A 25,166-nucleotide genomic window follows, 5' to 3' on the forward strand; every position below is an offset into this window, starting at 1 on the left:
TCTTGCGACGAATTGCGCAAGAGGCGCGTCGACCGAATGTTTCTTCGCACGGTCGGGGCTTGATGAATGTTACAACGTCACATACATGGACATTCATGCGTACCGCCATCATCGCGATTCGAAACCGGCTGGACCGGGCAGGCATCGTCCTTAGTGGTCTTTGCGCGATCCATTGCGTGCTCGGCGTATTCTTCGTGGGATTCCTGGGGCTTGGCGGCGAAGTTCTGCTGGCGCCCGAAGTTCATCGCATAGGCCTGGCGCTGGCGCTGGTGGTCGGCATCGTTTCGCTGGGCTTCGGTGCCCTGCGTCACGGGCGCGTCGGACCGCTGGTTGTCGGCGGCATCGGCTTGGCGCTCATGGCGGCGGCGATCGCGGTAGGCCATGGCCTTGCGGAATCGATCCTGACGATCGTCGGCGTCGCGCTGGTCGCCCTTGCGCACATCCGGAACCTGCACCGCGCGCATTGAAGGGACTTTCCGGGGAAGGGACTTTCCCGGAAAGTGCCGATTGGGCACTTTCCAAATCGATTCCCGGCGCTATCTGCGGCCCATGGCTGCTGAACTCTCCCTCATCGTGAACGGCGAACCGCGCCGCGTGGCGCTCGGCTCGTCGATCGCAGACCTTGTCTCCGGGATCGGGCTCGACCCCAAGAAGGTCGCCGTCGAGCATAATGGCGAGATCGCGCCGCGCTCTACCCTGGCCGACGTTACGCTGTCCGACGGCGACGTGCTGGAGATCGTTCACTTCGTAGGCGGCGGCTGACATCGCCGGCCCTGCTGAGATTCCGAGTTACCCGTTCCCCGAAAGGACGCGAACCTTGACCGATATTGCTGCTGATACCTCGACCACCGATACCTGGACTGTTGCTGGCCGCACCTTCCGTTCGCGCCTGATCGTCGGCACCGGCAAGTACAAGGATTTCGAGCAGAACGCGGCTGCGGTTGAGGCTTCGGGCGCGGAAATCGTTACCGTTGCGGTGCGCCGGGTCAACGTTTCGGACCCCAAGGCACCGATGCTGACGGATTTCATCGATCCGAAGAAGATCACCTATCTCCCCAATACCGCCGGGTGCTTCACCGCGGACGATGCCATCCGCACCCTGCGCCTGGCGCGCGAAGCGGGCGGCTGGGATCTGGTGAAGCTGGAAGTTCTGGGCGAGGCGCGCACGCTCTATCCCGACATGCGCGAGACGCTGAAGGCTACGGAAATCCTCGCGAACGAAGGCTTCCTGCCGATGGTCTACTGCGTGGACGATCCGATCGCGGCCAAACAGCTTGAAGAAGCCGGCGCCGTGGCGGTGATGCCGCTGGGCGCGCCGATCGGTTCGGGACTGGGCATCCAGAACAAGGTCACCGTGCGGCTGATCGTGGAGGGCGCCAAGGTGCCGGTCCTGGTCGATGCAGGCGTGGGCACCGCTTCGGAAGCCGCCGTGGCGATGGAATTGGGTTGCGATGGGGTGCTGATGAACACGGCCATAGCCGAGGCACGCGATCCGATCCGGATGGCCCGCGCGATGAAGTTGGCGGTGGCGGCGGGGCGCGATGCCTACCTCGCCGGACGTATGGCCCAGCGCCGCTACGCCGATCCGTCCAGCCCGCTGGCCGGTCTCATCTGAAAATTTTTGCCTGACGATGGCCGGCGGTCGGCCTCTCGATCTTCCCGCGAGAGCCGATCCCGGCCGAAAAAGCGCCGCCAGGGCGTTATCGAAGCTGTCCCGAATTGAAATCCTGCGCGAATCTTACCGGGAATATCGGACACAAACCTTTGCGCAGTTAAGGCTGTAGCAACCGATGTGGCAGAAATTGGTTTTAGTGACAGGGAGGATAGTCCTTCCGTGTCACGAGGATCAGGACCATGACTCACACGGGAAAGGCCACTATCACCATCAGCGAACTGCGGGAGTTCGCCAGCTTCACCCCCTGCGAACAGCGCTATATCCGCCGCAGCCTTGACGTAGGGCTTGGCCGGCAGGACGCGCTCGGTCTCTGGGCGCGTGACGGCGTTGAGGCCACCTCGATCCGAAAGCAGTACGATGCCTACGGCGATCTGGCGGAACTGCGGGATATGCGGCCCGACGAATTCGGGTTCGACGATATCACGGCTTTCATGGGCAAGCTGGTGCACATCGCGGCGTTCGACCTGGCGCAGGATCGCATCGAATCGTTTTCCGCCTTCCGGTTTCTTTACGAACGCCTGCTCGGTGGTTGGGTGCGGCCCTGGCTGCCCGGCGCATTCTGCGGTGCAGCGGCCTTGCCGCAAATTCGCCCCGACCGTCGCAAGACACTGCTCCACTCGATAAGCGAGGCGGCCGCCACGGCGGCAGGCTGGTCTGAACGGGAGCCGTCGTTCTATCCGGAATGGATCGAGAAGGAGATCGCGTGACTTTCGGCACGATCCGGGACGCCGAAGCTTTTTGGCGTCTCCGGATCGTCCGTCAGCTTTCCCCACCCCACTGCTGAGTCTGGGGATCGCCCAGCGTGACAAGCCGCCGAAGGGCGGCGCGCGCCAGGCGTTCCGTTTCCACCTTGCGGCGTGCGGCCGCGAGCTGGCTGAGCGGGGCAGGGCGCAGGATCTCCGCGTCGTAACCGTCAGCCACGATCACGCCGCACCTGTCCGGCAGGAACGGTTCTGTTTCGAGCGGGGCGCGGTCCAGCGAAGGCGGCAGGCCCCAGTAGAAGCGGTCGCAATAGTCGAGATAGTCGGTCCACTTTCCGTCGCCGAGCAGATCGGCGCGCGAAACCTTGATCTCCACGATGATGACATGGCCCTTGGCATCGATGCCCATGAGGTCTGCCCTGCGGCCGCAACGCAGCGGCATTTCCGGCAGGCACCATATGTCGTTGCGGGCAAAAAGCCGCCCGATTCCACGCGCTACATCGGTAGCCACGAAGGAAAGCGGCGGCGGCGAGAGAAAGGAATCAGCTTCGGCCATCGCGGCATAATAGGAACATAGAGAGAACTATCAAGCCGTCGGCATGCGGATGTCGATCGGCTGAGAGCTTTTTTCGGAAAGGTTTTCCCAAGCCTATGTTGTCGTGGATGGATTTGGCGCTGGAAACGCCGCTCACGCTCTGCTAGTCGCCCCAGCACTGCACCCGTAGCTCAGCTGGATAGAGCGCTGCCCTCCGAAGGCAGAGGCCACAGGTTCGAATCCTGTCGGGTGCACCATTTCCCTAAATTTCAGGCGAATTGCTCCGGTCCGCTGGCCGGGCGGCGCTTGCGTGCCGCCCGTGTTGCTTCAGGCCCCGTGTGTTTCAGGCGAGTACGCGGTGGACGAGGTTGGTGTTGAACGCGCGCAGCCAGCCGGGGATCAGGAAGGCGTCGATCAGGACCCAGATGCCCAGCGGCACCAGCAGCAGCAGGCCCAGGCCGAGCAGCCAGATCGTGGCCCAGCCCACCAGGAACATCGCCAGTTGAACGATGCCGCTGCCGGTCTTTCCGGCATAGAAACGGTGCGCGCCCAGAGCGCCGAGGAAGAACCACAGCAGATAGGTTACGCCGGTGGACTTGGCATTCGCCTGATAGAGCAGGCCGGCCATGGCTGCATTTTGTGAACCGTTGTCGGACATCGATACCCCCGTCAGTAAGAGAAGGGGGATGCGATATTGCCATGTCTTTAAAAAATCACTGAATTTCTTGCACATTGAGTCAATGGAAATCCCGTGAGCGGGGCAGGATCCGCACATTGCGGGGGTGATGGTGGCGGACGACCTCATCGGCGTTGGAGAGCTGCGGATGAGTCTCGTGGTCTTCGGACAGGCGGCCCAGTTCCGGCGTCCTGTCGTGGATGCGCTGGGCCATGAGGTGGATGACGCCTTCGGGGCTGCGCTGGACGAGGCCTTCCACCACCATCAGCCGCGCGGCCATGACCGGACGGCGATAGATCTCGAACAGCCTTTCCCAGATCACCACGTTGGCGATGCCGCCTTCGTCTTCCAGGGTGACGAAGATCGCCTTGCCCTCTCCCGGTCGCTGGCGGACCAAGACCACGCCCGCGACCTTGACGCGTTTGCCTGCCTTGGCCTGCGCGAGTTCGGCACAGCTCAGCACGCCTTCCGCCGCGAAGACGGGGCGCAGGAAGTCCATCGGATGCGCCTTCAGGGACAGGCGGGTGGTCTGGTAGTCCGCCGCCACTTGTTCCGACAGCGGCATGGCGGGCAGGGCGGCCGGGGGCTCCTCGCCCAGTTCGCGCGCGCGGGCGGCGGCGAAGAGGGGGAGTTCGCCGCTGGGCGTGCGGCGCGCTTCCCACAGGCCCTCGCGCCGGTCGAGGCCGAGCGAGCGCAAGGCGTCGGCATCGGCCAGCAGATTGAGCGCGCGCTGCGGCAGTTCGGCGCGGCGGGCGAGGTCTTCGAGATTGGTGTAGGGGCGGTGGTCCTTGATCTTTTCGGCCCAGTCTTCGCGGAAACCGTGGATCTGGCGCAGCCCCAGGCGCAGCGCGAGCAGGCCTTTTTCGTTCCGTTCCAGAGTGCAGTCCCATTCGCTATGGCCCACATCGATGGCGCGAACCTCCACGCCGTGCTCCTGCGCGCAGCGCACGATCTGCGCCGGGGCGTAGAAGCCCATGGGCTGCGAATTGAGCAGGGCGGCAGCGAAGACGGCCGGATAATGGTGCTTGATATAGGCCGAGACCCAGACCAGCCTTGCAAAGGCGAGGGCGTGGCTTTCCGGGAAGCCGTAGCTGCCGAAGCCCTTGATCTGCTGGAAGCAGCGTTCGGCAAATTCCTTTTCGTAACCGCGCGCGACCATGCCGCCCACCATCTTGCTATGGAGCGAGCCGATCGTGCCGACATTGCGGAAGGTCGCCATGGCGCGGCGGAGCTGGTTGGCTTCGGAATCGGAAAAGTTCGCGGCGGTGATCGCCAGCCTCATCGCCTGCTCCTGGAACAGGGGAACGCCCTTTGTCTTGCCGAGTACCTCGTGGAGTTCCTTGGGGTCATGGGGCGGGGCGGGAGAAGGAAATTCCACCCTCTCGATTCCCTGCCTGCGGCGAAGATAGGGATGCACCATGTTGCCCTGAATCGGCCCGGGCCGGACGATGGCGACCTGAATCACAAGGTCGTAGAATTCCTTTGGCTTCAAACGCGGCAACATGTTCATCTGGGCGCGGCTTTCGACCTGAAAGATGCCGATGCTGTCGCCGCGCTGGAGCATTTCGTAGACTTCGCGAACGTGCGGAGGATTGTCCTCGGGATCTTCCTCGTCCCCCGGCACCGAGTTCAGCTGATACTGGCGGCCGATGTGGGTCTCGATCATTTTGAAGGCCTTGCCGATGCAGGTCAGCATGCCGAGCGCCAGAATATCGACTTTCATCAGGCCGATCGTGTCGATGTCGTCCTTGTCCCATTCGATGAAAGTGCGGTCCTCCATAGCCGCGTGATGAATCGGCACGGTTTCGTCGAGCCGGTCCTGAGTCAGCACGAAGCCGCCGACATGCTGAGAAAGGTGGCGGGGGAACTCCAGAATCGCCTCGGTGAAGCGATTCACCCGCGCGATCGTCGGGTTGTCGGGATCGAGTCCGGCTTCGAGGCAGCGGTTGCGGTCGTATTTCGCGGCATGGCTGCCCCAGACGGTGCTGGCGAGCCGGGCGGTCACGTCCTCGCTCAGGCCCAGGGCCTTGCCGGTATCGCGGGCGGCGCTGCGCGAGCGGTAGTGGATGACCGTGGCGGCGATCCCGGCCCGCTCGCGGCCATAGCGCTTGTAGATGTACTGCATCACCTCCTCGCGCCGTTCGTGCTCGAAATCGACGTCGATATCCGGCGGTTCCTTGCGCTCGGTAGAGATGAAGCGGGAGAACAGCAGGGTGTTCTTCACGGGATCGACGGCGGTGATGCCGAGCACGAAGCAGACTGCGGAGTTCGCGGCAGAACCTCGCCCCTGACAGAGGATGCCCTTCGATAGCGCCCAATGAACGATGTCATGAACTGTCAGGAAATAGGCGGCGTAGTCCTGCTGGCCGATGATCTCCAGTTCGCCGGTGAGCAGCCTGGTCAGCTTGTCGGGAATGCCTTGAGGATAGAGATCGCTTGCCCGGCTCCAGACGAGTTCGGTCAGCCAGCCCTGCGGGGTATAGCCATAGGGAACCGGCTCGTGAGGATAGGTATAGCTCAGGTCTTCCAGCTTGAAGGCGATGCCGTTCATGAAGTCTTCGGTGGCGGCGATGGCTTCGGGGGCGGCGGTGAAGAGGCGGGCCATTTCGGCGGCGGGTTTCAGGTATCGTTCGGCATTGGCCGCGAGGCGACGACCGGCGGCCTGCACCGTGGTCTTTTCCCGGATCGCGGTCATGACGTCGTGCAGGGGGCGCGCTTCCGGCTTGTCGTACTGCGCATCGTTGATGGCGATCAGCGGCACGCCGGTCACGGCTGCCTGCTCGCGCAAGGCCGCGAGGCGGCGGGCATCGCGGCCCTGACGCAGCATCGTCGCGCCCAGCCAGACTTTGCCGGGGGCGGCATCGGAGAGTCGGCGCAACATCTCGTCTGGGGCAGGCCGGGTTTTGCTGGGGTCAACGATTAGCTGCATGTCCTCCAGAAATTCGAGCAGGTCGTCGAGATGCAGCACGCAGTTGCCCTTGGTGGTGCGCAGGTTTCCGGTGGTGAGCAGGCGGGTGAGTCGCCCCCAGCCGTAGCGGGTGGTGGGGTAAGCGAGAATCTCGGGGGTATCGTCAGCGAAGACCAGTCGTGCGCCGACCATCAGGCGGAATTTGAGGGTACCCTCTTCGTCTTCTTCGTCGTCATCCTCTGCTTCTTGCTCTGGCCCTTGTCTTTCCGCTTTTTTCTTTTCCGCGAACTGGCGCAGCGCGGCGAGGGCGCGGGCTACGCCGGACACGGTATTGCGGTCGGCGATGCCGATGCCGGGATGGCCGAGAGCCATGGCCCTGAGCGCCATCGCGCCCGGCGTACTGGCGCCGCGCAGGAACGAATAGGCGGTTGTCGTCGCGAATTCGACGTAAGCAGGCGCCTGCGCGCTCATGCGAAGACGCCGTGGAGATACCAGCGCGGATCGGCTTTCTCGCTGCCGTAGAGGCCATGGCGGAACAGCCAGAAGCGGCGGCCGTCCTCGTCCTCGATCCGGTAGTAGTCGCGCGTGGGGCCGGTGGCCTCGACAGTCTTCCACCAGGGATAGGCGAGGCGTTCGGGGCCTTCCTGGCGCACCACCCGGTGTTGCCTGCCTTGCCAGCCGAACCGGCGCGGCGGGCCGTCGGGCACTTCGGCCAGCACGGTGACCGGCTGGGGCGGCTCGAACAGGAACAGCGGGCGCAAGGGCGGCTCGCCCGCTTCCGGCTGGGGCCATGAATCAGGTCGGGACTGGGGCCGGGACGCGGCCGGGACGAGCCGATCGGCATATTCCGGCAAGTGCTCGTCGCGCGGGGCGAAGCGGTGGAGGCATTCGGCGCCGAAGCGGACTTGCAGGCGGTCTAGCAAAGGGGCGAGGTCGGGCCTGCCGGAATCCTTCTCGTCCAGCCGATCCTGCCCTTCCAACACGTCTTCGTGCAGGGGAACGGACAGGCGCAGGAGATCGTAGCCGAAGCCCGGATCGAGCGGGTCGGAAAGCGATTCGATGCGCTCGCGAAACAGCCGCGCGACATCGGCGGGTTCGCGCAGCGGCAACCCGCTGTCGATGGCCAGCCGGGCGACATGACCGTCGGTGCGGAACAGCGAGACTTCGTAGCGGCGCCCGCCGCGTCCGCGCGCCACGAGCAGGTCGCGCGCCTGTCCCGCCAGCCATTCGATCACGCCGAGCAGCGGTTTGACCGTGGCCATCGGCTCGGCGAAGCGCTGCTCCACCCAGATCGGGGGCAGGGCGCGATGCGGGGTGATGCGCCGGTCCTGCTCTTCCAGCAGATGGGCGAGCGCGATCGACATGGCCTTGCCGAACCGCGCCGCGAGGGGCGCGCGTGGCCGGTCGGCAAGCTGGCCTATGGTACGCAGCCCGGCGCGCCCGAGGGCGAGGTGGGCATCGCCTTCGAGCCCCAGCGCGGCCACCGGCAGTTCGCGCACGGAGCGCTTGCCGAAGCGGGCGAGGGCGAGGGCGGCATCGGGCGTGCCGGCGCAGGCCGTCAGCGGGCGGAAACCCAGCCGGGAAAGCCGGGCGACGAGATCGTCCCGGACCTCGCCTTCGTCCATGGCCAGGATGTCGAGGCAGCCGGTGAGGTCCAGCACCAGGGCGTCGTCGCCTTGGGGGGCGACGGTCGGGGTATAGCGTTCGCAGGCTTCGGCCAGGCGCAGGAGCAGGGCGTGGTCGGCTTCGGGGCAGTGTTCCAGGGCGGCGAGATCGGGCTCTTGCGCGCGCGCGTCCGCCAGCATCATGCCTGCCGAAAGGCCGAGCGAGAGCGCGGCGGGAGACAGCGCCATGATGCGCTGCGCCCCGCGCTGCTTGGCGATGAGGGCGAAAGCCGCGTCAGGCGGCGCTGCGCCTTCCCGCATCGCCCGTTCGGACGGCAGGAAGGGCAGGGTTACCGCCAGGTAGCGGCGCACGCCCAAGTGTTGGGTCTTGGAAGGCGGTGCGCTCACGATCCCATTCCAGTTGCAGGTTGAGTCCATCGCGCCCGCCGCGCCGGCGCAGCAGGGTCACGTCGAAGACCGGTCCGCCCGGCGCATTCGCGGGCAGGGGGACCGAAGGCGCGCTGGCGACCTGCCAGCGGGTGTGCGCGGCGCTGGGTGCGGGGTCTGCGCCGCTGCGTACGATCATGACCATGGTGCCGCTCTGCTCCGCCGCCAGGGCGAGGCGCCGGGAGGCGGTAAGGTCGAAAGCCGGGGCGCGGCCGTCCATCTCCATCACCACCGCCCCGGCGCTGCCATGGCGAACGCAGTCGATGCCCGCGCGCAGCAGGCTCTGGAGGTCGGGCAGGCGCATCAGCACCATCGTGGCGGGATCCAGGCCCAGTTCGGCAAGGCCGGGCGCATAGGGACGCTGCCGGGCCTGTTTTCCTTTGGCCAGCCTCAGCCAGAGCAACGGCTCTCCGGCCTTGCGCCCCTGGATCGCGCAGAGCAGCGCCAGAGCAAGCGCGGCGCCGTCTCCACTTTGAGTGGCGTAGAATTCGTGGACACCGTCCTGTTGCAACGGCACATCCGGCCAGCCTTCCAGAGAGGGCTGGACGAGACTCGCTGCACGTTTGAGGCGACTCGAATCGAACATATGTTCCTTTTATGTTCTATTCTTGTCCCATGCAATTTGAGTCTGGATCAGGCAGGGATTCGGCTGTGGGTTACTCTCATCCTGTATGTCGGAAATCTGGAAAGGGCTCGTGTTTCGGCCCAGGACATCCGTTGAAAATCAACGTCATCCTGAACTTGTTTAGCTGCGCTGGCCCTCGGCTCAGGATCCATTTTGCCGATCGGACTGCCGTTGATGGTCAGCGATGGATCCTGAAACAAGTTCAGGGTGAAGGGGGAGTGTGGGTCTTTGACCAGCACGAAAAAAGGGCCGGAAGTTTCCTCCCGGCCCCTTTTCCATCCAGATTGCGTCGATCAGCTCAGCGCAATGTCCGGCGCGTCTTCCTGCTTCATGCCGACGAGGTGGTAGCCCGCGTCGACATGGTGGGTCTCGCCGGTGACGCCCGAGGAGAGGTCCGAGAGGAAGTAGAGGCCCGAGCCGCCGACATCGTCGATGGTGACGTTGCGGCGCAGCGGTGAGTTCAGCTCGTTCCACTTCAGGATGTAGCGGAAATCGCCGATGCCGCTGGCGGCCAGGGTCTTGATCGGACCGGCCGAGATCGCGTTCACGCGAATGTTCTGCGGGCCGAGATCGTTGGCGAGATACATCACCGAGGCTTCGAGCGCCGCCTTGGCCACACCCATGACGTTGTAGTGGGGGACGACCTTTTCCGCGCCATAATAGGTCAGCGTCAGGATCGATCCGCCTTCCGGCATCATCGCCGCCGCGCGCTTGGTGACGGCGACGAGGCTGTAGGCCGAGATGTTCATCGTCATCAGGAAATTGTCGAGGCTGGTGTCCACGTACTTGCCGCGCAGCTCGTTCTTGTCCGAGAAGCCGATGGCGTGGACGACGAAGTCGATCGTCGGCCAGCGGTCCGCCAGCTTTTCGAAGGCGCCGTCCAGCGCGGCCATGTCGGAAACGTCGCAATCGATGAGGAAATCGCTGCCGAGGCTTTCGGCCAGCGGCTTCACGCGCTTCTCCAGTGCTTCGCCCTGATAGGAGAAGGCCAGTTCCGCGCCCTGTTCGTGCAGCTTCTTCGCGATGCCCCAGGCCAGGGACTTGTCGTTGGCAAGGCCCATGATCAGGCCGCGTTTACCCTGCATCAGACCGGTCATTCTTGTTCTTCCTGTACTTCGTTGTTCTGTGCAGCGGTGCTGCTTTTCCCGTCCGGGCCCCCGGCAAGCATCTCCTGCTCCTCGGGACTGACGGTAAGGGCGGCGTTGAGTTCCGCGCCCGCGACCATCCCTAGTCCGACTACCCAGAAAAAGAAAAGCGCGATCATCACTCCGGCGAGACTTCCGTACGTCAAATCGTAAGCGATGAAATTGCGCAACACTTTCGGCAGCACCCATGCAGCTCCCAGCCACCATCCGGCAACAAGCAGCGGACCCGGCCACTTTGGATAGCGGCGGCCCTGGTAGCGCGAGGGTGTCAGCAGGAAAAACAGCGCATAGAGCGAGGCGAACAGGGTGGCCGCGGATATGCCGCGCGAAATGCCGATCTGGTAGTTGAAGGCCTTGAGGGCCGGGAACAGGGTCAGCAGCACTTCCTCGATCACCGAGATCAGCACCTGCGAGGAGAGCGAGAGCAGCAGCAGCAGCACCGATCCGAAGATCAATCCGGTGGATGCCAGCCGGTTTCTCCAGAATTTCAGAGTCTTGGTGGTGCCGTAGGCGCGGTGCAGGATGTCTCGGATGGTCTCTATCAGGCTGGTCGCCGTCCACAGCCCCAGCACGCCGCCGACCCACAGCAGCCAGCCGTGCCGCGCGGCCACGGCATCGCGGGCCACTGGAGCGAGGGATTCCTCCACACGGGGCGGCAGCGAGTTGAGCACCGCGTCGATCGCGCTTTCGAGCTGGCCTTGCTCGCCCAGCGCCGAATAGATGGCGGCAAGGGCGATGAAGAAGGGAAACAGCGCGACGATCGTCATGTAGGCGAAGTTGCCGGCGTGGATGAAGCCGTCTTCCCAGGTCCCGGCGATCACGCGCTTGACCACGAGATAGGCGCGGCCGGAGGGATCGGGCAGGGGAAGCCGGTCCTGCATCTCCTGCCAGTTCATCTCCTGCCAGCGCAGCGCCGCCCGGCGCCGGTCTTCCGGCGTTATCGCGGCAGGCGCTTCGCTAGGGAGTTCGGCTTTCACCGGAGGGAAATAGGCGGTGCGGGCAGAATGTTCAAATCCGGGGAAAATCGGGAGAGGGCGAACCGGGTGACCATCGTCGCCCCTCCCGTCAGATTCCCAGTTTTGCCCGAACGTCGCGCGGATCCTTCCACCCGTCCAGCCGCTTGGCGAGATCGGCGTCGTTCTCGGGGAGCACGATCTGGAGAGTGATCAGCAGATCGCCCCGGCTGCCGTCCTTGCGGACCATGCCGCGCCCCTTGAGGCGAAGCACTTTGCCCGAACTGGCGCCGGCCGGAACCGAGAGCATGACCGCGCCTGCGGCGGTCGGTGCCTTGACCTTGGCGCCGCTCAGCGCCTCGTCGAGAGTGATCGGCAGGTCCACGCGCAAGTCGTCGCCATCCTGGCGGAAGAACGCGTGCGGCTGGATCTGGATGGTGACGATGGCATCGCCCGCACCGCCGGGCCCAACTTCGCCCTTGCCGGCGAGGCGCATCTGCGTGCCGTCCTCAAGCCCGTTCGGCAGCTTGAGATCGATCGTCTTGCCGTCCGACAGGGTGATACGCTGCGGCTTCAGTTCGGCCGCATCGGTGAGGGGAACGGAGAGCCGGTAGTTCACGTTGCCGCCGCGCGGGGCGGCGCGGCCGCGACCACCTCCCATTCCCCCGCCCATTCCGGCACTTCCGCCCATGCCGCCGAATCCTCCGGCGCCGCGCTGGTTGCCGCCGCCGAAGATGCCGCCAAACAGGTCTTCCAGGTCGATGCCGTCGTTGCCGCCGAACCCGCCCGAAAAGCCACGCTGTCCGCCGGGGCCGGAGCCGAACCCGGCTCCACCGAAGCCGCCGCTGCCGCCGCCGAAGCCCATCGGATTGCCTTCGGCATCGATCTCTCCGCGATCGAACCGGGCCCGCTTGTCCTTGTCGGAAAGCAGGTCATAGGCGCCGGCGACCTCGGAGAAGCGCTCCGCCGCCTTGGGGTTGTCCTTGTTGGTATCGGGGTGAAGTTCCTTCGCCAGCTTGCGATAGGCGGACTTGATGTCCTTCTCGCTGGCCGTGCGCGATACGCCAAGGGTGGAATAAGGGTCTGCTGCCATGGCATCCTAGCTAGGTGTGGACGGGCCGAACGGCAAGCTGTGCTTTCCTCCTCCCGGCGGCGCGTCTATGCACCGGCCATGTGCCCGAATGCCATCGGGAATTGTCGGGATATCGGCAGTTTTCGGTGGAGAGCATCAGGGCAGGCATTTCAGGAAGCGAAGATGGAAGCTGAACAGGCCCGCGAAGTCATCCCCCACGGCGATCCCTTCGCCCTGTTCAAGACCTGGTACGACGAGGCGCGAGAGGCCGAGCCCAACGATTCGAACGCCATGGCGCTGGCCACCGCCACGCCGGATGGACTGCCGTCGGTCCGCATGGTCCTGCTCAAGGGCTACGGCCCCGAGGGCTTCGTGTTCTACACCAATGGCCACAGCCGCAAGGGGCAGGAAATCGCCTCCAACCCGCACGTCGCCCTGCTGTTCCACTGGAAGAGCCTGCGCCGCCAGATCCGGATCGAGGGCGAGCTGACGCCGGTCACGCCTGAGGAGGCGGACGCCTATTTCCATTCGCGGGCCCGCGATTCGCAGCTTGGCGCGGTCGCTTCCGACCAGTCGGCCCTGCTCGACAGCCGCGAGACCTTCCTGGCCCGCTACGAGGATGTCCGCAGCCGCTTCGGCGAGGGCGAGATAGAGCGTCCCGCCCACTGGACCGGCTACCGCGTGGTGCCCGCCGCCATCGAGTTCTGGCAGGACCGGCCTTATCGCCTTCACGAACGCCGCCGCTTCGTGCGTCATAACGATGCGCCCGGCGGCTGGGTCAGCTCGCTGCTCTATCCCTGAGCCCGATCTTGCACGAACACGCCCATCTCACCCGCAGCGCCGCTTTCGCCAGCATCGGCGTGGCCGTGGTGCTGCTCGGCCTGAAGGGCTGGGCGGCATGGTCCACCGGCTCTACGGCGATGCTCGGCAGCCTGGCCGATACGACGCTGGACCTGGTGGCCAGCGTGGCGACGCTGCTGGGCGTGTGGATCGCGGCGCAGCCGGCGGACGACAAGCATCGCTTCGGCCACGGCAAGGCCGAGGCGATCGCGGCGATGTTCCAGATCGTGCTGATCTCGATCTCGGCGCTCGCCATCGCCAGCCGCGCCGTCGAGGAGTTCCTCGCCGGCAGCCGGGTGGAGAGCGCGACAAGCGGCATCGCCGTTTCCGGGGTGGCGATCGCTCTGACCCTGGGGCTGGTGGCCTGGCAGCGCCATGTGGTGCGCAAGACCGGCAGCATCGCCATCCAGACCGACAGCGTCCATTACCAGTCCGACCTCCTGCTCAACGTGGCGGTGATCGTGGCGCTGGTGCTGGACCAGTATGCCGGGCTGAAAGGGGCGGACCCGCTGTTCGGGCTGGGCATCGCGGCCTGGCTGGGCTGGGGTGCCTGGAATGCCTCGCAGGACGTGTTCGACCAGTTGATGGATCATGAGTGGCCGCAGGAGAAAAAGGACCGTTTCCTCCAGGTGCTAGCCCGCCACCCCGACATCACCGGCGTTCACGACATGCGCACGCGCACTTCGGGAAACCGGGACTTCGTGCAGTTCCACGTCTGGGTCGATCCCGAAATGACCGTGCGCGAGGCCCATCGAGTGATGGACGAGTTGGAACACCGGCTGGCGGCTGAGTTTCCGGATACGGAGATTCTGATTCATCCCGATCCCGAAGGATTGGTGGACGAAGCCGGCGCGGCCGGGGTGGACGTGTTGCCGCCAATCCGGGTCTCGCTGGATTGAGGGGCTGGGCACGTTCGCACGGTCCATCCCGTCATCCTGAACTTGGTTCAGGATCCATTTCTGACCATCAGCGTCGGCTTAATCCACACGGCATCCTGAACCAAGTTCAGGATGCCGTGTGGAATGCGCGACTTGCATCCACATTACCCTCGCCACGAAAATCGGCTGGCCTCTGAACCCACCCCGGAGCATAAGCCCCTGCATGTCTGCGATTTCCGGTCCCGGCCTGTGGGCGCTCTGCGTTTCCGCCGTCACGATGACGGCGATCGTCGGCCTGCGCTATCTCGGCACCTCCGGGCTGTTCGCCTGGATCACCGCACGGGTCAGGCCGGGGCTCTACCAAGGCATGAACCGCCAGATTCGGGGCGAGATCGGCTGGTCGCTGGCGTCCTCGGCCATCTACGGAATCCCCGCCGGCGTCGTCGCCTGGGGCTGGCAGGCGCACGGCTGGACGCTCATCTACGAAGACCCGCTCGAATGGCCGCTGTGGTGGATGCCGCTCTCGCTGTTCCTCTACCTCTTCCTCCACGATACCTGGTTCTACTGGACCCATCGCTGGATGCACCGGCCGCGGGTGTTCCGCCTGATGCACGCCGTCCATCATGCCAGTCGCCCGCCGACCGCCTGGGCGGCGATGAGCTTTCATCCGCTCGAAGCCTTGACCGGAGCCGTCGTGGTTCCGGCGCTGGTATTCTTCGTGCCGATCCACGTTGCCGTGCTCGGCCTGGTGCTTACCGTCATGACGGTGATGGGCATCGCCAATCACATGGGCTGGGAGATGTTTCCCCGCCGTCTGGTCCACTCGCGCCTGGGACACTGGCTCATCACCGCCAGCCACCATCACCGCCATCATGAGCTTTATCGATGCAACTACGGCCTCTATTTCCGGTTCTGGGATCATCTCTGCGGCACCGATCGCGGCATATCGGCGCCCTGATCCTGGCGCTTTGCGCGCCGGGAGCGATGGGCGCGGCGGCCGTACAATCAGACGTTTCCGCCTCGGTCACGGGGCTGCGTTCGCACAAGGGGCAAGTGCTGGCCTGCCTCACCACCAATCCGCAGGTCTTCCCCAATTGCGACAAGGATCCGTCCGCCCGCAAGCTGACGGTACCGGCCACCGGAGAGGTGAAGCTGGATTTCGGACCGGTGCCGGAAGGGCGCTATGCCATCTCGCTGGTCCATGACGAGAACGGCAACGGCAAGCTCGATACCGCCCTGATGATCCCGCGCGAGGGCTTCGGCTTTTCGCGCGATGCGCCGGTGCGGATGGGACCGCCGCGCTTCGACAAGGCGGCTTTCGATGTCGGGTCCGAAAACACCCGCATGGCGATCAAGATGCGCTATCTGTTGTGAAGGCCGGGGCCTCCCTTGCGATGCCCGAACCTGCGGCCTAACCCGTAACCCGGAGAGACCGGAATGACGAGCGGGGCGAAGTCTTGAGCAAGGAAGAGGACATCGTCGAAGGAGCCGTCCACACGGCTACGGCGGGACTGGTGCCCCAGCCGGTGCACGGCACGTTCTCGCCTTTCCGCTACCCGGTGTTCCGCGCGATCTGGATCGCCAACCTGTTTTCCAATGTCGGCTCCACGCTTCAGGGCGTGGGCGCAGCCTGGTTGATGACCGAACTGACGCCCTCGCACCAGCTGGTGGCGCTGGTCCAGGCCTCCGCAACGGTGCCGATCATGCTGTTCGGCGTCTTCGCGGGCGCCATTGCCGACAACTACGACCGGCGGCTGGTGATGCTGGCGGCGCAAGGCGGGATGCTCACCGTTTCGGCGGCGCTTGCGGTGATGAGCTGGCTCGGCTGGATGACGCCTTTCCTGCTGCTGGCCTTCACGCTCAGCGTCGGCACCGGCACGGCGCTCAACTCCCCGGCCTGGCAGGCTTCGGTTCGCCAGCAGGTTTCGCCCGACCAGTTGCCTCAGGCAATCGCGCTCAATTCGATCTCCTTCAACATCGCGCGCTCGATCGGCCCGGCGGTGGGCGGCCTGCTGATTTCCCTGTGGAACGTGTCCTTCGCCTTTGCGATCAATGCGATCAGCTATATCGGCCTGATCGGCGTGCTGCTGTGGTGGCGGCCGGAACCGCGCCGGATAGACCGTCGGCCGATCCTGCCCGCCGTGGGCGTCGGCATCCGCTACTGCTTCGGCAATGGGCCCTTGCGACGGCTGTTGATCCGCGGCTTCGCGCTCGGCTTCAGCCTGGCCGCCTACCAGGGACTGCTTCCCGCCGTAGTGAACGATTCCATGCACGGGTCGGAGATCGACTTCGGCATGATGCTCGGCCTGTTCGGGATCGGCTCGATCGCCACGGCCCCTTTCATCGGCCGCATCCGCCATGCCATGGGCCTGGAAGGCATCCTTGCGCTCGGCGCGGCGATGTTCATCTTCGCCTTCTCCGTCGTCGCCATGGCGCACGACCTGCTTCATGCGCTGCCGGCAGCCTTCGTGGCTGGGAGTGCCTGGGTGCTGATCCTGACCACGCTCAATACCGCCGTGCAGCTTCGCTCTCCCGACGAAATCCTGGGACGCTGCCTGTCGATCTACCAGGCGGTGACGTTCGGCGGCATGGCGCTCGGCTCCTGGACCTGGGGGGCTCTGGCGGACTGGAGGGATCTGCCATTCGCGCTCCACGCCGCGTCGGTGTTCCTGATCGTGTCCTTCGCGGTGCTGCGCTTCCTGGCTCCCCTGCCGCGACTGGGGGAAGGCGTTTTGCGCCAAAAGTAGTAGGCTTAAACTTTATTTCACCCTGCTCCCGCACAGGAGACGGACAAGCAAGCGGGGTAGCGATGGACGGGTTGCGCGGCGAATATTGTGATGAGGTAGCCGCCATGGCGCCGCCTGCCGCGCGGGACGAGCGCCGCATGCAGGTGCGCGCCTACAACTTCTGGGCAAGCCTGCTGGGCGATCGCGCCTTTCCGGACTCCGCCGATCTCGACCCCGCCAGTCTCCCGGACTTCGGACCCCACGGTGTCCTCCTCGATTTCTCGGCAGGGCTGGAGGATCCGGCGATCGTCTGGCTAGGCGCGGCGCTGGCGCAGGAGTGCGGCGCGGACGTGGCGATTCGCAGGCTGAGCGATGTACCCGGCGGCTCGCTGCTGGCGCAGATCACCGACCATACCCGTCAGATCCTGGCCAACCAGGCGCCGGTCGGCTTCGAGGCGGCGTTCGTGAACGGCCGGGGCGAAACGATTCTCTATCGCGGCATTCTGCTGCCTTTCTCGCGGGATCAGGTGGCGATCGACTGCATCTATGGGGTGGTCAACTGGAAGCAGCAGGACCCGTCCCAGGAGGTCGAAACGGCTGTCCCGGCTTTTGTCGAGGCTGCCCTGGACGCTGCCCTAGACGCCGGTGCCCTCGACCCTGGCGCGGCACGCCGGTCGGCGCCTTTGACCGAATGGGCGGACGGCCCGGCCGCCTCCAACGCAGTCCTGTCGCTCGATATCCGTGGCGAACTGGCGCAAGGCTTGCGGGCCCTGCCTTCCCTGTCTCTTGACGATCTGGGGCATTCGGGGGAGTTCACCGTGCTGGTGGCCCGGCGCGACCAATCCGGCCGGCTGGTCCTGCTGGGCGAAGTGGCCGACGATGCCGCACTGCTGGCGCGGGCCGCCGGGCACTTGTTGGGATAAGGCGCGCGGAGCGCTCTTGCCAGCGAGCGTGCCGCCGCTAGGCTGAGGCTACAATCCGCACTGGCTGCCCCGCAGAGGGGCGTCTTCAGCGCCCGTTCAGGCCGAAAAGGCCCCAAGAGAGCCCATGTCCTTCGCGCGAATTGCCGCACTCTTCCTGAGTCTCCTGGCGCTGCTCGGCTGGTCTGTCGCACCGGCCAGCGCGCAGTCGATCCTGCGAGACGCCGAAACCGAAGCCCTGCTCAAGGACATGGCCCGCCCGTTGATCACGGCGGCGGGGCTGAATCCGAATCATGTCGACATCGTCCTGATCAACGATCCTTCGGTGAACGCCTTCGTGGCGGGCGGGCAGGCCGTCTACGTCCACAGCGGCTTGATCAACCAGGCCGACACCGCCGCCGAAGTGCAGGGCGTGATCGCGCATGAACTTGGCCACGTCACCGGCGGCCACGCCGTGCTGAATCAGGGCGCCAAGCCTGCCTCCAACATCTCGATCCTATCCCTGCTGCTCGGCGCCGCTGCGGCGGCTGCGGGTGCGGGGGAGGCCGCCATGGGCGTGATCATGGCCGGGCAACAGGCCGCCATGGGCAAGTACCTGGCCTATAGCCGCTCTCAGGAAGCCTCCGCAGACGCGGCGGGCGCGCAGTACCTTTCCACGGCGGGCATCAGCGGTCGCGGCTCGGTGGAGTTCTTCAAGAAGCTCCAGAATCTGGAATTCCGCTACGGCTACCGGCCGCAGAGCGGGGACGAGTTCTACTCCACCCACCCGCTCACCGGAGACCGTATCCAGACGCTCCAGGACGTCTACGAAAAGGATCCGGCCTGGACCAAGCCGGACGATGCCGCGATCCAGAAACGCTTCGTGCGCACGAAGGCCAAGCTCTTCGGCTATCTGGCCGAGCCGCGCGACGTGTTCCGTATCTATCCGGAAACGGACAACTCGGTGCCCGCGCACTATGCCCGCGCCTATGCCTACCACCGCCAGTCGCAGCTCGATCGGGCGCGAGCAGAGACCGACGCCCTGCTCATGGTCGATGCCGCCGATCCCTATTTCCTGGAGCTGAAGGGCCAGATCCTGCTGGAAGCGGGGCAGCCGGGCGAAGCGCTGGTGCCCTTGCGCAAGGCCACCGAACTGACCGGCTACCAACCGCTGATCGCCACGCTGTTCGGCCACGCGCTGATCGCCACCGAGGATACCGCGCATTTCAAGGAGGCGCAGACGGTCCTGAAGAACGCGGTGGCGCGCGATCGCGAGAATCCCTTCGCGTGGTACCAGCTGGGCACGATCTATGCCGCCAACGGCGACATGCCTCGCGCCCGGCTCGCCAGTGCCGAGCAGCAATCGCTGACCGGACAGATGGACGCCGCGCTGATGAGCGCGCAGGCCGCCGAAGCAGGCTTGCCCAGCGGCTCGCCGGATTGGCTGCGGGCGCAGGATATCGAGATGCAGGCCCGCGCCGAGCTGGAGCGCAAGAAGAAGCGATGAATCGGGATTAACCGGTCGGGCTATGGCAGGCCCTGCCGCGCTCCGCTAAGGGCGGTTCTCACTTTCACAGGATTTTCGACGACGATGGGTAATGGCACGAAGTTCGCAGTGATCGCCGGTTGCGTCGCGCTGGTCGGCCTGGGCGGCTGGTTCGGAGGCCGCGTCGCGGTGGAGAAGGTCGTGCACGACTACATCCTCGAAAATCCCGAAATTCTCCCCCAGGCGATGGAAAACCTCCAGCGCAAGCAGGCCAGCCAGCAGCTTGCCGGAGTTCGCCAGAACGTGGAGACGCCGTTCCCCGGTGCCGTTCTCGGCAATCCCAACGGCACGGTGACGATGGTCGAGTTCAGCGACTATGCCTGCGGCTATTGCCGCCGCAGCCTGCCCGACGTGGCGGAACTGCTGAAGAAGAACCCGGACCTGCGCATCGTCGTGCGCGAATTGCCGATCATCGGCCCCGAAAGCCCCGCCGCCGCCAAGATGGCTCTCGCCGCCGCCGAGCAGGGCAAGTTTCCGCAGTTCCACGATGCCATGTTCGCCATGGGCCAGGTCGATGCCCAGAGCATCGAAGCCGCCGCGCAGAAGGCCGGGCTCGACATGGAGCGCGCGCGCAAGGTCGCGGCCGGTCCCGCGGTGGAGCAGGAGCTTTCGCGCAATCTGGAAATCGCCCAGAGGCTCGGTTTCAGCGGCACGCCGAGCTGGGTGGCCGGCGAGCGGCTGATTTCCGGCGCGGTCGGCGTCGATCAGCTGTCGCAGGCGATAGCCGAAGCGAGGGGTGACGGAAAAAAGAGCTGACGGAACGGGCTCCGCGCCATTTTCGACAGTTTCCGCTTCGGTAATAATTCGGCTAGGAAGCAGGCATGAGCGTCCTGCCGATCCAGCCCATTCCGTTCTTTGCCAACAAGGACAAGGCCTTCTGGCGTCTTCAATTCGTGGGGTGGGGCGGCGCGATGCTGCTTCGCGCCATGTCCACGATCGCCAATGCCCAGCCCTTGTCCTACCTGGTGCTGGTGCTGATCGCCACGGTCACCGGCTTCTCGATCTCGCTGGTGCTCTCGGTGGTCTATCGCACGCTGATCACCAGGCGGGCGCTGGTGACCTGGGGCCTTACCGCCCTGATTCTGCCTTTCGCGGTGGGGCTGCACGCCTTCATCGATGCCTGGGTGATCTCGCTCTACCGGACGGACAGCGATTCCAGCTTCGCGCAGCTGTTCATCGGCGTCTTCTACCTCGACGCCACCCTGCTCGGCGCCTGGTCGGCGCTCTATTACGCGATCAATTTCTACCTCCAGGTGGAAGAGCAGAACGACCAGATGATCCGGCTGGAGAATCAGGCGACGCAGGCCCAGCTCGCCATGCTGCGCTACCAGCTCAACCCGCACTTCCTGTTCAACACGCTGAACTCGATCTCGACGCTGGTGCTGCTCAAGCAGACCGAGCCGGCCAATGCCATGCTCAGCCGCCTGTCGTCGTTCCTGCGCTATACGCTCATCAACAAACCCTCGGCGCGGGTCACCGTGGCCCTCGAAGTGGAGACGCTCAAACTCTACCTCGACATCGAACTGATGCGATTCGAGGAACGGCTGCGCACCACGTTCAACATCGATCCGGAAACCGAGACCTGCCTTCTGCCCTCCCTGTTGCTCCAGCCGCTGGTCGAAAACTCGATCAAATATGCCGTGACGCCGCAGGAATCCGGGGCCGAGATCACCATCGTCACGCAACTCGTCGGGCCGATGCTTCGCATCACCGTCTCGGATACCGGGCCGGGCTTGCAAAGTCCGACAACCGACAACAGGTTGTCGGGCATGACTTACGATGGAGGGGAGCCGGTCTCCACTGGCGTCGGCCTGGCGAATATCCGCGACCGTCTTTCCCAGGCCTACGGAGAACATCACCGGTTTGAAACGATAGAGCCGATCGAAGGCGGCTTCGCCGTGCTCATCGAACTTCCCGCCGAACGCCAACCCACCCCGGAAGACATGCCAGAGCAGCCGCGGCAGCCGGTTTTCGCCGCGCGATGAAACATATTTGGCCCACAAGCGTTAGCCGGGCCGGAGAACGTAACTGATGACCATTCGCACCATCCTCGTCGACGACGAGAAACTCGCCATCCAGGGCCTTCAGCTTCGCCTGGAGAAGTATCCGGACGTCGAGATCATCGATACCTGCTCGAACGGCCGCGAGGCCATCCGCAAGATCAAGACCGAAAAGCCCGATCTCGTCTTCCTCGACATCCAGATGCCCGGTTTCGACGGCTTCTCGGTGGTCAAGGGCGTGATGGAGATCGAGCCGCCGCTGTTCGTCTTCGTCACCGCCTACCAGGAACACGCCGTCCGCGCCTTCGAGGCGAACGCGGTGAACTACCTGATGAAGCCTGTGGACGAGACCAAGCTGGACGACACCCTCGCCCGCGTGCGCCAGCGTCTGGCCGAGAAGCGTTCGTCGGACGAGGCGGAAAAGCTCAAGACGGTGCTGGCCGAAGTGGCCCCCGACGCCATCGAGCACATCCCGGAAGAATCCGATCCCAACGCGGACCGCTACGAAAAGCTCATCAACATCAAGGATCGCGGCCAGATCTTCCGCATCGATGTCGATTCGATCGAGCATATCGAGGCTGCCGGCGACTACATGTGCATCCGCACTGCCGACAATTCGCTGATCCTGCGCGAAACGATGAAGGATCTTGAGCGCCGCCTCGATCCGCGCGTGTTCCAGCGCGTGCATCGCTCGACCATCGTCAATCTCAACCAGGTCCGCCAGGTCAAGCCGCATACCAACGGCGAGTGCTTCCTGGTGCTCGATTCCGGTGCGCAAGTGAAGGTCAGCCGCTCCTACCGCGACGTGATCGCCCGCTTCGTCCATTGATACTGACGGGGCGCGGAGAACCGATATCCGCGCCCCGTCGTCCCGGACTCGATCCGGGACCGCTGTCGGCATCGCGCTGCCCCTCGACATTCCGATTCGAACGCGCGAAAGACGCGGATCATGAGCACACTCGCGATCCCCGGTTTCGACCCCCTCGGTTTTGACCTCGCCGCCTTCGTCGATGCAACGCTGGCCGAGGATCTCGGCGTGGGCCTTCCCGGCGGCGGCCGCGACGTCACTTCCGAAAGCGTGATCGAAGCGGATGCCCGGTTCTCCGGCGTCATGGATTCGCGCGATGCGATCACCGTCGCCGGCCTGCCGATCGCCGCAGCCTTCTTCCGCAAGCTCGACCCGGCGATGGAGATCGAGATTCTCGTCGAGGAAGGCGCCCGCGTCGATCCCGGCGCCAAGCTCATGCGCCTCACTGGCAACGCCCGCGCCATGCTGACCGGCGAGCGCAGCGCCCTCAACACCGTCCAGCACCTCTCCGGCATCGCGACGATGACGCGTGACTATGTGGATGCCATGAAGGGGCACGCCACGCTGCTGGACACGCGCAAGACCATTCCCGGCCTGCGCCACCTCGAAAAGTACGCGACCCGCATGGGCGGCGCCCGGAACCACCGCATGGGGCTGTGGGACGCGGCCATGATCAAGGACAACCATGTCCTGGTGGCGGGCGGCGTCGGCCCGGCGGTGGCGCGAGCCAAGGCGGCGGGCGTCGCGCAGATCATCTGTGAGGTGGACCACATCGACCAGATCGAACCGGCCATCGCTGCCGGCGCGCATCACTTGCTGCTCGACAATATGGGGCCTGACGTGCTGCGTGAGGCCGTGGCGCTTGTGGCCGGACGCGTACCGACAGAGGCCTCGGGCGGTGTGAACCTCTCCACCATCGGCGCCATCGCCGCCTCGGGCGTGACCTACGTCTCGGTGGGCCGCCTCACCCAGAGTGCGCCTGCCGCCGACATCGGCCTGGATTTCACGCCGCTTTAACGGCGTTCCCGGAAAAAGCGGCGGAGCAGGTCCGCCGCTTCCGATTCGCCCATTCCCGAATAGACTTCCGGCTTGTGCAGGCACTGGTCGTGCTCGAACACGCGTGCGCCGTGTTCCACCGCGCCGCCCTTGGGGTCGGCGGCGGCATAATAGAGCCGGGCGATGCGGGCGTGGGCGATCGCGCCGGCGCACATGGCGCAAGGCTCCAGCGTGACCCAAAGCTCGCACCCCTCCAGCCGCTCGTTGCCGAGAATCAGCGCGGCGGCGCGAATCGCCTCGATTTCGGCATGGCTGGTGGGATCGTGGCGTTCGCGCGGGCCGTTGCGGCCGGCGGCGATGACCTTTCCATCCTTCACCACGACGGCACCGATGGGCACTTCGCCGGAATCGGCGGCTTCGCGGGCTTGCGCCAGGGCGAGTTCCATGTATTCGGGTAAGGGCCAGCGGGTCATGACCAAGCGCTAGACCCTCAAAAAGCTGTGCGCAACTTGACCTTCCCCCAGGGAATCGCTAAGGGCGCGCCTTCCCGTTTCTACGGCCACAGAATTTTTTCGAGCGAGAGTTAGAGACATGTCCCGCATCTGCGAACTGACCGGCAAGGGTCGCCAGGTCGGCTGCAACGTCAGCCACGCCAACAACAAGACCAAGCGCGTCTTCCTTCCCAACCTTCAGAACGTCACGCTGCTGTCGGACGGTCTTGAGCGCAGCTTCAAGTTCCGCGTCTCGACCCACGGCCTGCGCTCGGTCGAGCACAACGGTGGTCTCGACAACTGGCTGCTGAAGACTTCGGACACGAAGCTCTCGACGCGCGCCCTCAAGGTGAAGCGCGAGCTGAAGAAGACCCAGGCCGTAGCTGCCTGATTTTCGCGCTCCCTGAGCGGAGCGTGAAAACAGTGTCTTGCGAAGGGCGTGCAAGCTGGCTTGCGCGCCTTTTTGCATGCCCGGGTTCGGCGAGAAAAATGCAGCGATCGCACTTTCTGAGCGAACGGGTGTAAAGGCCACCCTCCTCCCGCAAGAACCATCGTCATACTGAAACAAGTTCAGGATGACGTCCGTGCTGGACGAAACGTCCGGCCATTATTCTAGGGCAGGTCAGCCGGATCGACGCTCATCTTCCAGACTATCGTGCGCTGGAGCGGCGAGTAGTTGTCGTCGGAGATCAGCCACACCGTAAGGCGCCCGTCCTGACGCGGCGCAATGGCGATTCCCTCGAAATTGTCGATCGGCAGGTCCGAGGACAGCCGCGCCACTTCGGTGACTTTCCAGGTTCCGCCGGGACGAATCGCGGCAGGGTCTCCGATGGCGATGCGGCCCGCGAAGCGCTGGGGCATCGGCCAGATCAGGCGCCGCATCAGGATCAGCAGGCGCCCGTCGGGCAATTGCGCCATGTCGGTGGGGCTGAAGCCTGTCGGCCCATCCAACGTGAAGCCCTGTCCATTGGGATGCTCGGTAGGATCTGCGCTGAACAGCGCGGCCTGGTGCAGGTGATCGCTCCAGCCCACGTAGCCTTCGCGTAAGGCCACGAAGCGCCCGTCGCGAAGCCGGGTCAGTGATTCGGGGCCGGAATTGACCCCCCAGTCCTTCATGACGACGGGGCTGACCTTGCGCTCGATCTCGTAGGCCGGGTTCATCCGGTAGATGGCATTGCGGCCTTCGAGCCCGAGCCAGATCATGCCCTTGTCGTCCTGCGTCGCCGATTCGACGTCGCGTGCGGCCTTGTCGGCGTCCCTGGACAGCGGCAGGTCGCCCATGCGGCTGTCCGTCTGCGATTGGCCGGGCGCGCTGAATTCCAGGAAACCACCGGAATCGCTGATCGCCAGCATCGTGCCGCCGTCGCGGAGCAGCAGCGCGGAGTAGCTTCCGAAGGAGTGGGTACGGCTATGCGCCTGCCAGACTTCCTCCAGCCGGAAAGCGCCAAGGCGGGGCGCCACGCGCTTCGCAGAGGGCATGGCCAGTCGGCTGAAGGATAGCTCGAACCGTTTGAACTTGGGGTGCTCTGGCGTGCGGCCCCAGGTCAGCGGCAACAGGCTCAGCAGGACGAGAAGGGCAATGGTGCGGCGCACAAGGGCGGGATAAGCATTCCGGCGCAGGCCGCAAGCCTGCTTTTGCCT

The 25,166-nt window shown here is 65.0% G+C and carries 26 protein-coding genes and 1 tRNA gene; 17 read left to right on the plus strand and 10 right to left on the minus strand.

Annotated features, from left to right (window positions below; all coding sequences use genetic code 11):
• The first annotated feature begins 95 nt into the window (after nucleotides 1-95).
• The 4 genes from ACI3K3_RS15275 (at nucleotide 96) to ACI3K3_RS15290 (ending at nucleotide 2,382) form a co-directional block, all read left to right on the plus strand.
• Complete coding sequence (locus ACI3K3_RS15275; protein ID WP_404915117.1) at nucleotides 96-467, plus strand: MerC domain-containing protein; 372 nt, start codon at nucleotides 96-98, stop codon at nucleotides 465-467.
• A gap of 82 nt (nucleotides 468-549) precedes the next feature.
• Nucleotides 550-762, plus strand: a complete 213-nt coding sequence (thiS, locus tag ACI3K3_RS15280) for a sulfur carrier protein ThiS (RefSeq protein WP_404915119.1) — start codon at nucleotides 550-552, stop codon at nucleotides 760-762.
• Between the two features lie 55 nt (nucleotides 763-817).
• Nucleotides 818-1,615, plus strand: coding sequence for a bifunctional sulfur carrier protein/thiazole synthase protein (locus tag ACI3K3_RS15285; RefSeq protein WP_404915121.1), 798 nt, complete (start codon nucleotides 818-820; stop codon nucleotides 1,613-1,615).
• A 239-nt stretch (nucleotides 1,616-1,854) separates the two neighbouring features.
• Nucleotides 1,855-2,382: a hypothetical protein gene (locus tag ACI3K3_RS15290; RefSeq protein WP_404915123.1), complete on the plus strand. Its 528-nt coding sequence runs from the start codon at nucleotides 1,855-1,857 to the stop codon at nucleotides 2,380-2,382.
• A gap of 52 nt (nucleotides 2,383-2,434) precedes the next feature.
• On the opposite strand, the gene ACI3K3_RS15295 is transcribed toward ACI3K3_RS15290, so the two are convergent.
• Nucleotides 2,435-2,932 (minus strand): MmcB family DNA repair protein, encoded by a 498-nt coding sequence (locus ACI3K3_RS15295; RefSeq protein WP_404915125.1) that lies wholly within the window; start codon nucleotides 2,930-2,932, stop codon nucleotides 2,435-2,437.
• A gap of 159 nt (nucleotides 2,933-3,091) precedes the next feature.
• On the opposite strand from ACI3K3_RS15295, the gene ACI3K3_RS15300 reads away from it, so the two are divergent.
• Nucleotides 3,092-3,168, plus strand: a tRNA-Arg gene (locus tag ACI3K3_RS15300).
• An 86-nt stretch (nucleotides 3,169-3,254) separates the two neighbouring features.
• Here the strand turns inward: ACI3K3_RS15300 and ACI3K3_RS15305 are convergent.
• The 7 genes from ACI3K3_RS15305 to ACI3K3_RS15335 all read right to left on the minus strand — a co-directional run bounded on the left by ACI3K3_RS15305 (nucleotide 3,255) and on the right by ACI3K3_RS15335 (nucleotide 12,362).
• Nucleotides 3,255-3,569 (minus strand): TM2 domain-containing protein, encoded by a 315-nt coding sequence (locus tag ACI3K3_RS15305; protein ID WP_404915127.1) that lies wholly within the window; start codon nucleotides 3,567-3,569, stop codon nucleotides 3,255-3,257.
• A 79-nt stretch (nucleotides 3,570-3,648) separates the two neighbouring features.
• Entirely contained in the window at nucleotides 3,649-6,966 is a 3,318-nt protein-coding gene (locus ACI3K3_RS15310; protein ID WP_404915129.1) for an error-prone DNA polymerase, read from the minus strand.
• Nucleotides 6,963-8,507, minus strand: coding sequence for a Y-family DNA polymerase (locus ACI3K3_RS15315; RefSeq protein ID WP_404915131.1), 1,545 nt, complete (start codon nucleotides 8,505-8,507; stop codon nucleotides 6,963-6,965). Before ACI3K3_RS15315 ends, ACI3K3_RS15310 begins: the two co-directional genes overlap by 4 nt.
• Nucleotides 8,395-9,132, minus strand: a complete 738-nt coding sequence (locus ACI3K3_RS15320; protein WP_404915133.1) for an ImuA family protein — start codon at nucleotides 9,130-9,132, stop codon at nucleotides 8,395-8,397. Before ACI3K3_RS15320 ends, ACI3K3_RS15315 begins: the two co-directional genes overlap by 113 nt.
• 332 nt (nucleotides 9,133-9,464) lie before the next feature.
• Nucleotides 9,465-10,268, minus strand: a complete 804-nt coding sequence (gene fabI, locus ACI3K3_RS15325) for an enoyl-ACP reductase FabI (RefSeq protein ID WP_404915135.1) — start codon at nucleotides 10,266-10,268, stop codon at nucleotides 9,465-9,467.
• Entirely contained in the window at nucleotides 10,265-11,197 is a 933-nt protein-coding gene (locus tag ACI3K3_RS15330) for a YihY/virulence factor BrkB family protein (RefSeq protein WP_404915203.1), read from the minus strand. The genes fabI and ACI3K3_RS15330 overlap by 4 nt, the downstream gene beginning before the upstream one ends.
• 184 nt (nucleotides 11,198-11,381) lie before the next feature.
• Nucleotides 11,382-12,362, minus strand: a complete 981-nt coding sequence (locus ACI3K3_RS15335; RefSeq protein ID WP_404915137.1) for a DnaJ C-terminal domain-containing protein — start codon at nucleotides 12,360-12,362, stop codon at nucleotides 11,382-11,384.
• 162 nt (nucleotides 12,363-12,524) lie between these two features.
• On the opposite strand from ACI3K3_RS15335, the gene pdxH reads away from it, so the two are divergent.
• The 11 genes from pdxH (at nucleotide 12,525) to nadC (ending at nucleotide 23,055) form a co-directional block, all read left to right on the plus strand.
• Nucleotides 12,525-13,142 carry a pyridoxamine 5'-phosphate oxidase gene (gene pdxH / locus ACI3K3_RS15340; protein ID WP_404915139.1) on the plus strand — a complete coding sequence of 206 codons (618 nt, stop codon included), beginning with the start codon at nucleotides 12,525-12,527 and terminating at the stop codon, nucleotides 13,140-13,142.
• 8 nt (nucleotides 13,143-13,150) lie between these two features.
• On the plus strand, nucleotides 13,151-14,080 hold the full coding sequence (locus ACI3K3_RS15345) for a cation diffusion facilitator family transporter (RefSeq protein ID WP_404915141.1): 930 nt from the start codon (nucleotides 13,151-13,153) through the stop codon (nucleotides 14,078-14,080).
• A 202-nt stretch (nucleotides 14,081-14,282) separates the two neighbouring features.
• Nucleotides 14,283-15,017 carry a sterol desaturase family protein gene (locus ACI3K3_RS15350; RefSeq protein WP_404915143.1) on the plus strand — a complete coding sequence of 245 codons (735 nt, stop codon included), beginning with the start codon at nucleotides 14,283-14,285 and terminating at the stop codon, nucleotides 15,015-15,017.
• Between the two features lie 26 nt (nucleotides 15,018-15,043).
• Nucleotides 15,044-15,433, plus strand: a complete 390-nt coding sequence (locus ACI3K3_RS15355) for a DUF2141 domain-containing protein (RefSeq protein WP_404915145.1) — start codon at nucleotides 15,044-15,046, stop codon at nucleotides 15,431-15,433.
• 83 nt (nucleotides 15,434-15,516) lie between these two features.
• On the plus strand, nucleotides 15,517-16,806 hold the full coding sequence (locus ACI3K3_RS15360; RefSeq protein WP_404915147.1) for an MFS transporter: 1,290 nt from the start codon (nucleotides 15,517-15,519) through the stop codon (nucleotides 16,804-16,806).
• Between the two features lie 104 nt (nucleotides 16,807-16,910).
• The gene (locus ACI3K3_RS15365) at nucleotides 16,911-17,708 is read left to right on the plus strand and encodes a hypothetical protein (RefSeq protein WP_404915149.1); all 798 of its coding nucleotides are present in this window, start codon (nucleotides 16,911-16,913) and stop codon (nucleotides 17,706-17,708) included.
• Between the two features lie 124 nt (nucleotides 17,709-17,832).
• The gene (locus ACI3K3_RS15370) at nucleotides 17,833-19,191 is read left to right on the plus strand and encodes a M48 family metalloprotease (RefSeq protein WP_404915151.1); all 1,359 of its coding nucleotides are present in this window, start codon (nucleotides 17,833-17,835) and stop codon (nucleotides 19,189-19,191) included.
• 84 nt (nucleotides 19,192-19,275) lie between these two features.
• Entirely contained in the window at nucleotides 19,276-19,986 is a 711-nt protein-coding gene (locus tag ACI3K3_RS15375; protein WP_313434450.1) for a DsbA family protein, read from the plus strand.
• A gap of 65 nt (nucleotides 19,987-20,051) precedes the next feature.
• Complete coding sequence (locus tag ACI3K3_RS15380) at nucleotides 20,052-21,215, plus strand: sensor histidine kinase (protein ID WP_404915153.1); 1,164 nt, start codon at nucleotides 20,052-20,054, stop codon at nucleotides 21,213-21,215.
• A gap of 46 nt (nucleotides 21,216-21,261) precedes the next feature.
• On the plus strand, nucleotides 21,262-22,059 hold the full coding sequence (locus ACI3K3_RS15385) for a LytTR family DNA-binding domain-containing protein (protein WP_132269936.1): 798 nt from the start codon (nucleotides 21,262-21,264) through the stop codon (nucleotides 22,057-22,059).
• Nucleotides 22,060-22,179: 120 nt separating this feature from the next.
• Entirely contained in the window at nucleotides 22,180-23,055 is an 876-nt protein-coding gene (gene nadC / locus ACI3K3_RS15390) for a carboxylating nicotinate-nucleotide diphosphorylase (RefSeq protein WP_404915156.1), read from the plus strand.
• Here the strand turns inward: nadC and ACI3K3_RS15395 are convergent.
• Entirely contained in the window at nucleotides 23,052-23,507 is a 456-nt protein-coding gene (locus ACI3K3_RS15395; RefSeq protein WP_404915158.1) for a nucleoside deaminase, read from the minus strand. The two genes, nadC and ACI3K3_RS15395, sit on opposite strands and share 4 nt — an antisense overlap.
• Before the next feature lie 118 nt (nucleotides 23,508-23,625).
• Here ACI3K3_RS15395 and rpmB point away from each other — a divergent pair, with 118 nt between their 5' ends.
• Nucleotides 23,626-23,916, plus strand: a complete 291-nt coding sequence (gene rpmB, locus ACI3K3_RS15400) for a 50S ribosomal protein L28 (RefSeq protein WP_404915160.1) — start codon at nucleotides 23,626-23,628, stop codon at nucleotides 23,914-23,916.
• A 221-nt stretch (nucleotides 23,917-24,137) separates the two neighbouring features.
• Here rpmB and ACI3K3_RS15405 read toward each other — a convergent pair whose 3' ends face one another.
• Nucleotides 24,138-25,118: an esterase-like activity of phytase family protein gene (locus ACI3K3_RS15405; protein ID WP_404915162.1), complete on the minus strand. Its 981-nt coding sequence runs from the start codon at nucleotides 25,116-25,118 to the stop codon at nucleotides 24,138-24,140.
• Between the last annotated feature and the right edge of the window lie 48 nt (nucleotides 25,119-25,166).

This window comes from Novosphingobium sp. ZW T3_23 (assembly GCF_044987305.1).
Lineage (GTDB): Bacteria > Pseudomonadota > Alphaproteobacteria > Sphingomonadales > Sphingomonadaceae > Novosphingobium.